This window comes from Paradesertivirga mongoliensis (assembly GCF_024436395.1).
Lineage (GTDB): Bacteria > Bacteroidota > Bacteroidia > Sphingobacteriales > Sphingobacteriaceae > Paradesertivirga > Paradesertivirga mongoliensis.
Map to the genome: position 1 here is coordinate 46,860 of NZ_JAFMZO010000006.1, position 12,989 is coordinate 59,848.

The following is a 12,989-nucleotide window of genomic DNA, read 5'->3' on the forward strand; positions in this document are numbered from 1 at the left end:
GATTTGAAAGTCAAGTGATTACTATAAGTCGTTCGAGCCCAGGTGGAGCTTGTGCTTTGTCGATGATTTGTGCTGCAAGACAGGAAACCAGTGAAGTTATGGCTAAAGCAGTAGAAAACACTGTGGCTTTACTTATACCGATTCAGTTCATGGATGAGTTAATGAAAGAACACAAAACCTGGTACTATTTTGTGTTGGAAACTTATCGTAACCGATACGAAGAACTGCTGACTTTGGTCGATAACATCGCCTTTAAAAGTATGGATCAGCGCCTGGAGTTTTATCTCAAACAGCAGCATGAAAAGTTGCACACCCGCGAGTTGAACATTACCCACCAGGAAATTGCTAACGATCTAAGCACATCTCGCGAAGTCATCTCCCGGTTACTGAAGAAAATGGAACAGCGCGGCAAGTTATCTGAGGTCTTTCACAAGCTTTGAACCTTGGTTTATAACTAATGTTGATTTCTGATACCTGGAACAATGAAATTTGACCTTGAAGCTTTTCCATAATTAGATGATTTAAAGTGAATGAATTAATTATGGCGCTCCAGAAGGGCTGATTCAGGACTAAGGGCAAAGTGGAGATTAGAAAAATGTGGAGGCTCCAGGGACTGGATATCCATTTTTTTTAATACTACTTTGGCAAAGCGGACCCATGTCCTGAATCGGCCCTAACTTTGTGCTATTGATTAAGAATGATGATTAATTACTAAATCGTTCAGCTTCAATCCGCCGCTTTTGTACTTTTGTCAACTATGGGAATGCCGCTTAGATTAACTTTCAAAGACCAAGACTTTGGTTTCAGATAGAAAATGAACGACTTATTACAAAAGGCACGATAGAAATACCCGTTATATTAGAGGGCCAGTCAGTCTTAATATTAAGAAGGGATGATAATTGGGTGTTAGAAGAGAACAACCTTGGGCTACCATTGGATTTGATTCAAGCAATAGGGAGAATGATTGAAACCAGATTTAGGCTATAAAAAAAAGGAGCTCTAGGCTCCTCAATCTTATTTTTCTTTATTCTTTATTTCTGTTACTTCTTTTCTCATATCTGAGGCCAGCGTCTTAATATCTTGCAATCCTTTTCTAACTCTTGTACCTGCGGCACTGTTACCGTTGTTATAAAATTTGTCTGCGTCGCCTTCAATAGATGCAAGAAGGTCTTTTAATTTGTTGTAATTGTTCATGATTTAAAGTTTGATCGCCAATATCAGAAAGTAAACTGAATAATCCAATACTATGTCTTAGTGATATAGTGCGGAGTCTTTTCAGTAACCAGCCCCGCATTTTTCACTTGGATTGTCTATTCGATGGTGAAAATGCGGGGCTACCCGCGACTTTTTGAGAGGTAGGGGGATTTCTCCCCCTTGGTTTTAATTGAATAGCATTTGGTTCTTTTCAAATTGCCCACATAGTTTAAAAGCCGTTTGTGATTTGTGCAACCCGCTCCCAAACTGAATGGATTTCAATTTACTTTCATCATCTTTATATGTTTTCACATTTTGAAAGTAACCAGAGACGGCATTGTATGCACCAAACAAAGTGCCTTTTGTTGTGTGGCTTTGTTGTGTTTCACTGGAAAAGGCAAACTCACAAACGTTATTACAAACATTTTTAAAATAGCTTGAGTGTTCATCTTCTTTGCCTTTCAGAACGTTTTCCAGAACTTCCTTCGATGGTGCCATTGCTTGTTGGACCAACTGCAAAACTTGCTTGTCAGTAATTCGGATTCTTGACCATCTATTGAAAATATCGCCTAACTCAGTTGCCAGCTTATTTGTTATGCCCATAAGTTCGTGCGCCTGTTTTAACTTATCCTGTGCGCTTTCGGTGTGCCGGATTTTTATAGAGTTACTCATGTTGTTTAGCGCACAGTTTAGGGTGTTATTGCAAACAATCCTCACAGGTGTAAAAGCCGTTATAATACTGCCTGAACCATCGTGCGAAGTGGTGAGAAATAAATATTTCTCAATTAGATCGTCAAAACCAACTCGGATGTTATCGGGTAACTTGGCAGTTATAAAAATCCGTTCCCCTTTACCCAATGCACCTGCAGTCTCGTATAATATCCCATGGCCTCCTCCTACAATTGAGTCGAAAAACGAAAATGCATCTATATTCTGCACCACATGATATTCGCGCCCTACCACACCTAAAACATCTTCGGTATCTGTGCGCATGGTGGCAAAATAGTTCGGAACTTCAATTTCGGGAATGATTATATCGGTATCCTCGTTGCCGTGAAAGTTTTCATTATCATAAGTAAATAGTGGTCGCTTCTCGACCAAGTAATCTAAGCCAGCATATTTGATAGCTTCCGCACTGGTTGGGTAATCACTCACAATTTGCCCTAATCCATGCCATGCCTTTTCTTTCACTGAGAAAAAGCTGTGCTTACGGGTCTGCTCGTTATATTTTATGTTATGTGCCATGCCGTTATTTTTTGTGGTTTCTGATTCTTGTCAATAAAAATTCTGTCTTTAAAACCTTCACGTTTTCGGTGTCGGTTGCTTTGAACTCTGATAAGGTTTCTATTTCGTTGACCGTATCAGAAATATTTTTGAAGGAGGATTGAACCTCAACCCTTACCATCAGGTATAGTATTTCATTCATAGGAATTGTAGTTATTTAAAAAATCATTCAGCTCCATGCTGAACCGATTCGGATCATCTTTAGAAAGTTGCTCGGTGTAACCCTGCCAAAACAGTTGGTCAGTTACTTCCATAAATAGGTCAATCATTTGTAGCTGCTATTAAATCGGTTATAAAAAAATGCCCCGGCTAAAAGCCGGAGCATGTCGGTTTAAGGACGTGGAAATACGATGTTTGATTCGATTTCTCCAAGTTTAGAAAGGCATGCATTATGAATAAACTCTGCCACTAATTTTATTAACCCCGATGTTGTAGTTATGAATTGTCTGTTCTTATCATCAACAATCATCAATTTACAGCCCTGAAAGTGATTACTTTCGAGTTCGTCGCCTTCTTCAATTAAGGCGATTTCAAAGGCTTCTAACTGATTAATGCGGGTTAACAGGTTTTCACGCTGAATGCATCTGCGATGCAAGTCATTTACAACTTTTAAAGTTGATTCAAGATTTAGAGCGGGTTTGATAAAGGGTTCATTAACTTTCACTTCATCTTTAGAAGGCTCCTGAACTTTTTCAGGTAAAACTAATTTTTCTGGATTTTTTCCATCTTCCAATTTTAATGGCTCTTTATCTTTTTGTCCATTTGCCCCCGCAGTTGGTTTTGGACTTGCAGTTTGAGTTTGTACTGCTTCTTCTCTTCTTTCTTCTGTGCTGTGCACTGCTCCGTTGCTTTTTTCTGATACTTTCATTTTGATAGAAATTAATGGTTAAAAAATCTGTTATCACCAATTCGGCATGCGCCTCATTTGGCTTTTGATAGAGGCAAAAAAATTGCGCGGGGGGCGGGCGAGGCGAGGCTTTGAGGCAAATAAAATACTACCCGAAACGAAGTGAAGGTGAGGAGATTTTTTTGTCCAAACCCGAAGGGCTTGGCCTTGCCTGCCGAAGAGCTTTAAATTTGCCTCAGCAAAAGCCAAAATGAATTCTCATCAATGGTCGCTTCTAAGTATGGAGTAGTTTAAGGGCTGAATGCAGGAACGGAATGAAGCTTTTTCTAAAGTGTCTGAAGCGAAATTGAGAACTACCTTTCAGGCGCATGCCTGAATATTGTACCCGAAGGGCCGATAGCTCTTCGAAGTATGAGAAGTGCTGTCGGGTGAGCCAATTTAGCTGAAGCAATGACTAACCCTGATCGCAGCGGCAGCCCGCAAGCATGAGGACTATAGCGGAGAGCTGGATAAGTTCAAAATATTTATGCTTCATTCGGTATTTGGCTATCAAATCCATCTTCGATATATAAAACAGCGGCTTCGTTAAGTATGGTCGTGATGTAGAGATTTTTGCTTTTGACCGCTTTGTGCATATCGTCCTTCTTCAGATTGAGGATTATCACTTTTCCATTTCGGTAAATACTACTTACAAAGTCTTGCATTTCATTTTCAGTACTTCCTGGTGAATCAGTCACTGTGAGAAGTTCATAGTCACAGGATTCTATAACTCTTGCTTCCGAAAAGCAACTGAGTGCTGCATCAATTCTCAGATTACTTGCAAAGCAAAGTATCTGAAGAGGTTTAAACTTCTCGACAATACCTTTTATCAACTCGTCTAATCTCTTCTCCTGGAGAGGATTCATCAATTCAAACATCTTTTTCATTAGGTTCGTGCTTTCAACCAGATAAACAAAGATAGGAAATTCTCCTAAATAGGAGTATGCTAATTAGGAGTATGTTTAAAATGTGTTTTTAGGTTACTTTATTGCATGGAGAAGAAGGAGATACATCCTGAGAATACAGAAGTCGAGCCAAAAGAAGAGCTAAAAAAAATTGGGGAGAGACTAAGAAAGATTAGAAAAGAAAAGGGCTATTCAAGTCCAGATAAGTTTGCCTATGAGCATGGCATCAATCGCTCTCAGTATGGAAAATATGAGGCAGGGTCTGAGGATCTACGGATTAGCTCGCTTATAAAGGTACTTAACAAACTAGGAGTGACGTTAAGTGAATTTTTTTCCGATAAATATTAACTAAAGATTAAAACATTAAAGCTTTTTTGCTGTTACTGCAACAACTAATCTAAATTCATGAGGCGTGTTCTGTGTATTGATGATGATCAAGATATCCTCGATACGTTAAATATTATCCTAGCGACCGAGGGGTACTCAGTACGCGTTTCAACTTCTCCAGGAACCATTTTCCAGCTAGTTCAAGAATTTAGTCCCGACTTAATTTTAATGGATATCAATATGCCCAATTTTAATGGTTTGGAGATATGCAAAGCTTTAAAGGCCTACATCAGCACGGAGAACACTCCTGTCATAATGGTATCTTCCGATGAAAGCATTGAAAAAGCGATAAGTGATTTTGGGGCACAAGATATTATCCGAAAGCCTTTTAGTATAGATCAAATCGTTGAAATAGTAAAACTATACCTGGACCCAAAGGTGGTTTCTCTCTTTCCTGATAATACTGACTTAAAAGAAGTCAATTAGTTGTTTTAGGGCAACCAAACAACGACATTAATGCTGCTTCATTAAGCGCATGCTCATCTAATATCCTTTTAGAAATCACAGATAAACACCTAGGTAATACTACGACATTGTCCACGGAGTTAGTCAGGTTCTGAATCAAGAAATTTTGGACTTTATTACAAAATTGTTCTTTTAGGTAAGTATCGGGGAGGCTAATGACTTTCATACTGAATATTTCTCTTTTATAATCCAATACTATGCCATTCACTTAGCTATTGATGTTATCTAATTATTACTATTCTAGTCTCCATCCATCATCATACTTGGAGAAGTTTGCTTTACGTGTCTGTTTACCTTCAAGCTTTTCTTCAGAAAGCACATTAAAGGGTGTGATATTCTTATAAGATGTTGTATACTCAACTACTGCCTGGTTGTCATTTACCATTTGAATACCAGTAACCTCTTCTAAATCTTCATCTGCCAGCTTAACCACACGCACATTATCGTCTTTATATTTCTCAGGAGTTTCCAAAAGGTAGGGTTGCGCTTTTTCTGTAAACGTAATAAGCGGTTGCCCCGCCTCGGACAAGGTTTGTGTCCGTTTTACTTGAAGCACTCCAGAGCTTTCCAAACCTGCCGCAAGCATGCGTCTTGCGAAATTTGGGTCGGCGGTAAAGATTCGATATGAGCTTGCCTTGGGATACATTCCACTTTCCTTTATGATTTGAAAAGCCTTTTCTCTGTCAAGTTTATCAGAGGAACAAGAGGCAATCAGGAGAATCAGGGCAGAGTATATTAGCTTTTTCATAGAAGTAGGTTTAAAAATAAAATTAAAAATTTTTTTAATCAGAAAAAAAGCAGCTCTATTGAGCTGCTTCTAAAACTAAACGGATAGCTTCCGTTTCCTAGTTTGTTTTTGCTTGGCAGGCTGTTCATCCAAGTCTTTCTTTTGCATAGGCTTTTTTAAGGTATCCTGTGAAGTTGATAGGCTTTTGCCCGAATTTTGGTTCTGAAGACTTTGTCTTTTGAGCAGATGCATTTTCGAATCATATACGTTGATGTTTTTGAACTGTGGAATGGCTTCTATATAAAATTTGCCTTCCTTACTCTCCGGATTCATCGACACCTGTTGAACATTGCCTTTGTTTAAAGAGCTAATAAGCTGCTTTTTTTGCTCGGGATCTTGCAGCTCTTTAATAGGATAATTTGAAAGTGTTTTCCCGAGATCGAAGCCGTACTTTTCACTAAACTGCTTAAGTAAGTGATTCCCCTTTTTATCAGTATTTTCAAAATCCAGTTTTACCCAGGCACTATACTTTTCACCCTCTTTGCTTACAAGGTCTTTGTATACCGAACGACCTTCTAATAGATTGAATGCTTCTTTTGCAGTGATGCCACTTCCTTTATTCACATAAAAAGAGTGCGCTTTGTCGTTTTCATGCTTGCCATTCTTTAGACCGGCGTCATAACGGTTGAAGAAATACATATCTGAAGTATTCGACTTTTTAAAATGGAGAGTGTAATCCATCTTGTTGTTAAAATGAGGGATCTCAATCTTCAGCTGAAACTCAGCTTTTTGAGCTTCAATGTTCTTTTTCAAGTCGTCATTAAGTTTGTCTCCAAATCCAAAGTACTTTAAGTTGGTCTGAAGGAATTCTAAATTTTGTGAGTTCATATGAGTTGATTTTAATGTTCTTAGAAAGGTCTTGATTCGCTTGGTACAATAGCGGTCAAAATGAGATGTGTTGTCATGCTCAAATTGTCTAGCATCACTTGCTTTAGAAAAGCAGTGGAGATCTGATATCGAGTTTATCATATCTGTACTATGATGAACGAGCCAGGTTTTTCCATCAATTAGTTGTTTATTCAAGAAGTCGAAGACTTCAGAATAGGCGTTTTGGGTAACCTCCATAATCTGCTATTTTGAGGCCTTAGCTCGTTCTATATCTCGCTGTGTAATTTTCAGGTATTGATGCCGTGCTCCGTCCCGTTCATAAACTTCGACAAATAACGCTTTGTCCTTCGCCAGAGGGAATTTTGATAGAGCAAACACGTATAAGGCCGAACTTTTGCCTTCGATAGTATGATTATCAGTACCATGAGTATAGAGCGGGTAGATCTCCTGCTCCTGCGTTACTGTTCGCTTTGCGGTCTTAAGATCACGAACATAAAAGCGAATAAAGTCTACATCGAAATTGATATTGGATCGATTCCTAATCTTTAGTTTATAGAAAAGATTGTCGCCGGAGATGGTAATGTCGCCAATTTGTGATTTTACCGAATGGTGCTTATCAGATGCCACAGAACTGATTTTATTAGTGCCGACCAAACTTTCCGCCAAGTCATAGGCTGACGGCTTTCGTCGGCTTGGAGCAGCGATAGTGTTCAAAGAGATGGTCTTGAATCTCCCGGCTCTCCCATAAGAAAATGCAACCGGGAACTTGTAAGATTGGCCATCAGAAGTTTTGATTGAAAAGTTTGTTTCTTGGAAACCTACCCCAGCAGCCTTTAACGCCAAAATATTATCCTGCTTTGTGATTGCAATTAAGTTGCCGTTTGAAGTAACAGGGCCATTGATTGCGGCTGGAAATTGAACGGCTGTTATTTTGTTGTGACTAACATAGATCGTGTCTTGTCCAAAAGCCGTTTGCTGAATAAACGCAGCGATTATCACTGCTATTAGAATTAATGCTTTCATGATTGATGATTTAATTTCTCTGATTATTGTCTCTTAAAAGCAACTGATAGCCTGCTTTCACTTTGACCCGCACTTGCTTTACTTTTCTGCTGAAGAGTCCTTTGGCAGCCTGAATACCTGCCCCGGCTACCTGTGCTGAAACTGAAGGGTCCATTGTCATGATTTGCAGGCTTTGAATAGCATCATCAACACCTTTCTTGGAGGCATCCCTAACGATTGCTCCGGGTATGTAGAGGCCCTCTAAACCATCTAAGTCGAACGCCGACAGAGAAACCGGAAGAATAGAGTTTTTATATCGAAGCGTTTTTGTCTCGATTTTCAATCGCTCACCATCTACGGAGGCTATTCCATAAATAAATTCGTTCTTTGGAATGAGGGTGCTGTTAACGAAGATGCTATCCAACAATCTAATTTTGACGACCGAGCCGGTTACGATGTCTTGATCCTGATGGATAGTTGCCTGAATTGAGTTACTTACCGGATTAGAATACCTGCTATTAATTGATTTTGCAATCCGGTACAAACCCTGGTTGTTTATGTTACCTGAAGCAACTTGAACCGAATACACCTGTGCAGCACCAGTAACGCTCTGCTTCTGTCTTTCCCGGGCTCTTCCCGGATGTTGAATGTCCAATATTTTCTCGAGCACAGAATTAAGTTGTGCCATTTCCTGGTCTGTTCCATTGCCGCTCTGCAGGCTTTCCATTAGATTTTCTAACCGACTAACATCTGAGCTCATATTGGAGGTTCGGGATGAGTACCTTGGCGTTGTTGAATGATAGCTTACATCAGGAGATGCAGACTGCCTGTTGAGCTCTGTGTGAATTAATGCGAGTCTCTCATTAATCTTTTGCTCATTGGGATCTACTGCATTATTACCGTTTGCAGCGAAAGCTAACGGATCATAAGCATCATCATCAAGGCTCGTTTCAGGCTCTTTTGCTGACGTTTCATAAACACTGAACTTGTCCTGCTTGTCATTGGGGTTAAACTTTGCTTCTGGTAAGGCAGTATTAAATCCCTTTTGCTGTGCTGACAATACTTTTCCCGATGCATTTGCTTTGCCACCATCTAAGGCCCAAAATGCCATGGTAATGAATGGAATCACTAATAAGGGTAAAACCATCAAGAATTTTCTTTTTTGAAGCGTTTCCGCTGATTTTTGATTTTCCATAGTTTTTTAAATTTTAATGTAGATTATTTAATTGCGTTGAAAATGAGATAGAGGCTTGCCACTCCAAAGGCGACGCTGATTGCAACTAAAAGAGCTTCCTTCTGCGTCCTCGAGAAATGAGCTGTTCTAGCATTTAAAAAGGTTGCTAGTTGATGCTGGCTTTTTATTATCCGGTTAGCTATTCTCTGTGCCAATTCTTCCTGATGTGGCATCAGCTTGTTCCTGTTGTTCTTCCTGAAGATCATGGCTACCGGTTTTGAAGTATAGTATCTTGATTGCTTACTGTTTTCCAACGTTCGATTAGAAAGCCATGGGGATTGTTGTCTGACCTGCTTACACTTCTTAAGAAGCCTTCAGTTACCAGATTTCTGGTAACGGTAGAAGTGGCTCTAACTAGCTTCTGCAACGAATAGCACTTAAAAAAATAGGGATATTGGTTCAGGTCTAATTGAATACTGTCGACGCTTATTTCCTGGCTGACGTTGGCGGATATCAGGTTTGAATAGTAACCGCTTTCCTTGAGATTGTCGTATTGAGATTTTGCTGAGCGGTCAGCCAGATACAGAGCCCTGCTTACATTTGTTTGAATTACCTTATCGTCGGGGTCTAACGAAAAGAAGTATTCGTGAAATGTTTTTACATGGTCTTTCGCCTCAACCTGTATGTTATCCTTTCGATTAGCCGAGAATGCTTCGAGAACCTTTCCGTTTGCAAGGATGTAAATGCGGCTTTGAGCTGTCTCTATCGCTTGGTAACTTTTTATTAAAGCAAATGCTGAAATAACTATACACGATAGAATCAATACGATACTAAAGGCCTTGATGTGCTTGAAGGCGGTATCTATGTTTTTGAGTTGCTGGAACATGATAGATGTACTTAGATTAATTACCATTTAGTTTGTCATGATTGAATTTAGAGGCGCCATTCTTCCCGTTGAAGTAGCCGGAAGAGTTCGCAAAATCAGTCATGCTCTGCGTCATCCTTCCTCTTTGATCACCTAAGGCATCAGCCATCATTCCCGAATTGGGTGATGAGGAGAGGGCGGTGTTGGAAGAGTTACTTACGATGGTATTTACTTTTTGAAGAAGTGCATTTCCGCCGCCTGCGTGAACGATATAGTTCGCTACTCCGGGTACTGTAAAGTATCCAATTATGCCAATCACCATGAATATCAAATACGCTGTATCAGTGGAGCTGAAAAAAGTATCCCCAGTGCCTTGAACTTGTGAGATGTCCAACTTTAGCATGTTTTCCTGGATCTTTCCTAAGATTGACCCGAAAATATTGGAGACAGGTAGCCATAGGAATACATTCACATACCGGGCTATCCAAACGGAGAGTGTATGTTGAAATCCATCAAATACTGCAAACCCAAACACAAGCGGACCGAGGATCGCGAGTACAATGAGATAGAAAGTCCGAATGGTGTTGATACATAGCGCTGCTGCCTCATAGAGTACCTGTAAAACTTCGCTCATCCATTGCTTTATGGAGTTCCTGAAGTTATAAGCCTGCTTATCCATCCAAAATTTGATGTCATTTCCCAAGCTTTCAAATGTTCCTTCATCGGTGCCCGCTTCTTTGGTTGGGTGGGTATATTCATACCACTTGTCCCTATCGCCCTGGCCGTTTTCACCAACATACATTTGCCATGTATCTGATTCCTTTATTGCCTCAGCTTTCTTTTTGAGTAATGCAGCGATTGCTTTATTGGAATCTTTGACCATTCCACCGGTTGCATTTACAATGGGTTGTAATACTCCGTTCATCAAAGACAGTACAGAAGGAAAAAGGAGTACTGCCATTCCTAATGCAAATGGCCTAAGCAGGGGATAAAAATCAATAGGTTCCGCGGCGGCAATGTGCCTCCACACTCTCCAACCTATGTACCACAATGCTCCGAAGCCTGCTATCCCTCTTGCTACACTGATAAGTTTACTGCATAAGGGAATCATGTCTTCGTAGACTTGGTCTAAAACCGATTGAAGTCCATGAACATCGCCTGCTAGTCCTCGCGCCAACAACATTTGAGGCAAGGATATTCCTGTAATCATCAAAATGATGATTAAAACTCTACTACTTTTCATGATTTCTGTATTAGTGGTTTACCTGATGGAGCTTTTCTGAAGTTTCTATACTTCGCTTTTCACGGCTTCTTTGAATGGCAAGAATGTTGGTTTTTTTGTTAAAGTCCCTAAGAAATACGAGCTTGTCTTCCGTATCAGCGAAGATCCTGTCTATAGCTTCCAATCGCTCGTTATCACTCATGCTCAACTTGTTGGAAGTAAGCACTGTTGCGAGGTCATCAAGGTTTTGAAGACTTTGATTAAACAAATTGCCATATACCTTTCCTAAGTATTCAATCTCAGATGCCGAGAATGTTCCACCGTGCTTAAACCTGCTAAAGGCTGATTTGTATTCCATTACGATGTTTTTCTGACAGGTAACTATATCTGCAACCTTTTTATAGTTTTTAATCTCGGGGTTAACAGACAAAAGACTGTTAATAAAGGCATCGTGTAAATTGAAGTTTCCCTCAGAGATATCTTTGATGGTATTATACCCTTTGCTGACTATCTCATAACCCTTCTTCATGTCTGAGAGTATATTTTTCAGCTGCTTTAGCTTTTCATAATTGAGCAGTAGTTGCTGAACTTCCACGGATTGGGCTTTCGTGGCAGAGCTAATCGCAATAGCTAACATCAGTATCCATATCTTTTTCATAGTCGTTAGTTTTTGAGTTCATAAGTCTTTTGGGAAGCTCCGGTATTTCTCTCTTCTTGCAATCGTTGCAGATTAAGCAGATTGGTCTGGCTCACGAAAGACTGGGTGAACTGATATTTATTTTTCATAGACGCATAAAGCTTATCAATACGCTTCATCCGCTCGTCATCCTTCATTTCTAGTTTATTAGCACTTACAACCAGGACTAATTCGTCGATCTCGTCCAAACATTCTTCTAGAACTTTCGAGCGGACGCTTTCAAAATATTGAGTTTCAGTTCGCGAAATATGAGTTTTGCTTCCGAGCTTGAAATGTTTGCTGATGGATAGCTGCAATGCTAATATGTCGGCTACTTTTTGGTTCTTAGCTACAACCGGATTGACAGCTTTTAAGGATTCGAAGAAAGTAGTATGCAAATCCAATTCTCCTTCAGTAATCCTTGTAATAGTTTTTAAACCCTTGTTTACTGTAGAATAACCTTCTTTTAATAGGTTGACATAAAACTTTAGACCAGCCAACTGTTGCAGCAGATACTTTTTCTGTGTTTCCTTCTGCTTCGAGAACTCTTCCCAAGTCTGGGCCTTTGACACTGCGGAAACCAAAAGGAGCATCAAGATAATTAGAGATTTCATGTTAATTAGCCTCCTGCAACTGATACATGCTTTGAACTGACTTGATTTGCTTTTGAGCTCGTGCCCGCTGCATACTTAGAAGAAGATTTTGGTTGTTGAACTGAATTAGGTCAGTATAATTCTGGTCTATGCGATTAGCAGCCTGATTGATTAACTCAAGCCTCTTCGCATCGGACATTTGAGTCTTAAACGAATTGACAATTAGCAGGATCTGATCCATGTTCTTGACGCTCTCATTTAGAATGCCCGTATAGACATTGTATATGTATTCAAGTTCCCTGGGAGAAAAGTTCTTATCACTTTTGGCTAAATGCCAGGCTCTTCGATATTCCTCTACCAGATAAACTTGCTTAATGGTGATTTCTCTTATACGCTGGTAATAAGAGATAGCGGCTTTGACTTTCCACAGGTCTGTATAATACTTTGCATATAATAATCTTTGCCTCTCGGTCCAATCAGATATCTCGGTTAGCTTCAGCTTTGATAATTGATTTTCCATTACTTTTTGGGCATTCTGGAGCCAAATGGTTTCATTCTGCATTCGCTGAATCTTGAGATCTACAGCTTTAATCACTTTTTTAACACCTGCCTTTATAACCTCCAGCACCGCAACTTGAGCATTTGCTTCTGCCGCTGGCAGTGATACCATCAGTACAATCATACTGGCTGGCATTAGAATCATAAGCTTTTTCATAGAATT

The 12,989-nt window shown here is 39.7% G+C and carries 19 protein-coding genes; 3 read left to right on the forward strand and 16 right to left on the reverse strand.

Features of this window, described 5'->3' with window-relative positions; translation table 11 throughout:
• The first annotated feature begins 14 nt into the window (after window positions 1-14).
• The gene (locus J3P43_RS19745) at window positions 15-440 is read left to right on the forward strand and encodes a Crp/Fnr family transcriptional regulator (protein ID WP_255905577.1); all 426 of its coding nucleotides are present in this window, start codon (window positions 15-17) and stop codon (window positions 438-440) included.
• Window positions 441-1,014: 574 nt separating this feature from the next.
• Here the strand turns inward: J3P43_RS19745 and J3P43_RS19330 are convergent.
• From J3P43_RS19330 to J3P43_RS19355, 6 genes are all read right to left on the reverse strand, one after another.
• On the reverse strand, window positions 1,015-1,194 hold the full coding sequence (locus tag J3P43_RS19330) for a BF3379 family histone-like protein (RefSeq protein WP_255905578.1): 180 nt from the start codon (window positions 1,192-1,194) through the stop codon (window positions 1,015-1,017).
• 186 nt (window positions 1,195-1,380) lie between these two features.
• Window positions 1,381-2,439, reverse strand: a complete 1,059-nt coding sequence (locus J3P43_RS19335) for a DUF932 domain-containing protein (protein WP_255905579.1) — start codon at window positions 2,437-2,439, stop codon at window positions 1,381-1,383.
• Window positions 2,440-2,443: 4 nt separating this feature from the next.
• Window positions 2,444-2,620 (reverse strand): hypothetical protein, encoded by a 177-nt coding sequence (locus tag J3P43_RS19340; RefSeq protein WP_255905581.1) that lies wholly within the window; start codon window positions 2,618-2,620, stop codon window positions 2,444-2,446.
• Window positions 2,613-2,747, reverse strand: coding sequence for a hypothetical protein (locus J3P43_RS19345; RefSeq protein WP_255905582.1), 135 nt, complete (start codon window positions 2,745-2,747; stop codon window positions 2,613-2,615). The genes J3P43_RS19340 and J3P43_RS19345 overlap by 8 nt, the downstream gene beginning before the upstream one ends.
• A gap of 62 nt (window positions 2,748-2,809) precedes the next feature.
• A complete protein-coding gene (locus J3P43_RS19350) occupies window positions 2,810-3,346 on the reverse strand; it encodes a hypothetical protein (RefSeq protein ID WP_255905583.1) in 537 nt (178 codons plus the stop codon).
• 503 nt (window positions 3,347-3,849) lie between these two features.
• Window positions 3,850-4,251: a hypothetical protein gene (locus J3P43_RS19355; RefSeq protein ID WP_255905584.1), complete on the reverse strand. Its 402-nt coding sequence runs from the start codon at window positions 4,249-4,251 to the stop codon at window positions 3,850-3,852.
• A gap of 105 nt (window positions 4,252-4,356) precedes the next feature.
• Between J3P43_RS19355 and J3P43_RS19360 the strand changes: the two genes are divergently transcribed.
• On the forward strand, window positions 4,357-4,617 hold the full coding sequence (locus J3P43_RS19360) for a helix-turn-helix domain-containing protein (protein ID WP_255905585.1): 261 nt from the start codon (window positions 4,357-4,359) through the stop codon (window positions 4,615-4,617).
• A gap of 57 nt (window positions 4,618-4,674) precedes the next feature.
• Complete coding sequence (locus J3P43_RS19365; RefSeq protein WP_255905586.1) at window positions 4,675-5,082, forward strand: response regulator; 408 nt, start codon at window positions 4,675-4,677, stop codon at window positions 5,080-5,082.
• Between the two features lie 274 nt (window positions 5,083-5,356).
• On the opposite strand, the gene J3P43_RS19370 is transcribed toward J3P43_RS19365, so the two are convergent.
• The 10 genes from J3P43_RS19370 to J3P43_RS19415 form a co-directional block, all read right to left on the reverse strand.
• Window positions 5,357-5,869, reverse strand: a complete 513-nt coding sequence (locus J3P43_RS19370; RefSeq protein WP_255905587.1) for a hypothetical protein — start codon at window positions 5,867-5,869, stop codon at window positions 5,357-5,359.
• Window positions 5,870-5,944: 75 nt separating this feature from the next.
• Complete coding sequence (locus J3P43_RS19375) at window positions 5,945-6,973, reverse strand: hypothetical protein (RefSeq protein ID WP_255905588.1); 1,029 nt, start codon at window positions 6,971-6,973, stop codon at window positions 5,945-5,947.
• 6 nt (window positions 6,974-6,979) lie between these two features.
• On the reverse strand, window positions 6,980-7,759 hold the full coding sequence (locus J3P43_RS19380; protein WP_255905589.1) for a DUF4138 domain-containing protein: 780 nt from the start codon (window positions 7,757-7,759) through the stop codon (window positions 6,980-6,982).
• Between the two features lie 10 nt (window positions 7,760-7,769).
• Window positions 7,770-8,933, reverse strand: a complete 1,164-nt coding sequence (gene traM / locus J3P43_RS19385) for a conjugative transposon protein TraM (RefSeq protein ID WP_255905590.1) — start codon at window positions 8,931-8,933, stop codon at window positions 7,770-7,772.
• A 23-nt stretch (window positions 8,934-8,956) separates the two neighbouring features.
• Window positions 8,957-9,178 carry a hypothetical protein gene (locus tag J3P43_RS19390; protein ID WP_255905591.1) on the reverse strand — a complete coding sequence of 74 codons (222 nt, stop codon included), beginning with the start codon at window positions 9,176-9,178 and terminating at the stop codon, window positions 8,957-8,959.
• A gap of 2 nt (window positions 9,179-9,180) precedes the next feature.
• A complete protein-coding gene (gene traK / locus J3P43_RS19395; protein WP_255905593.1) occupies window positions 9,181-9,798 on the reverse strand; it encodes a conjugative transposon protein TraK in 618 nt (205 codons plus the stop codon).
• Between the two features lie 16 nt (window positions 9,799-9,814).
• Window positions 9,815-11,020: a conjugative transposon protein TraJ gene (gene traJ / locus J3P43_RS19400; RefSeq protein WP_255905594.1), complete on the reverse strand. Its 1,206-nt coding sequence runs from the start codon at window positions 11,018-11,020 to the stop codon at window positions 9,815-9,817.
• Between the two features lie 10 nt (window positions 11,021-11,030).
• On the reverse strand, window positions 11,031-11,657 hold the full coding sequence (locus tag J3P43_RS19405) for a TerB family tellurite resistance protein (protein WP_255905595.1): 627 nt from the start codon (window positions 11,655-11,657) through the stop codon (window positions 11,031-11,033).
• 5 nt (window positions 11,658-11,662) lie between these two features.
• Window positions 11,663-12,289, reverse strand: a complete 627-nt coding sequence (locus tag J3P43_RS19410; RefSeq protein WP_255905596.1) for a hypothetical protein — start codon at window positions 12,287-12,289, stop codon at window positions 11,663-11,665.
• Window position 12,290: 1 nt separating this feature from the next.
• Entirely contained in the window at window positions 12,291-12,983 is a 693-nt protein-coding gene (locus J3P43_RS19415; RefSeq protein WP_255905597.1) for a conjugal transfer protein TraI, read from the reverse strand.
• Window positions 12,984-12,989: the final 6 nt, after the last annotated feature.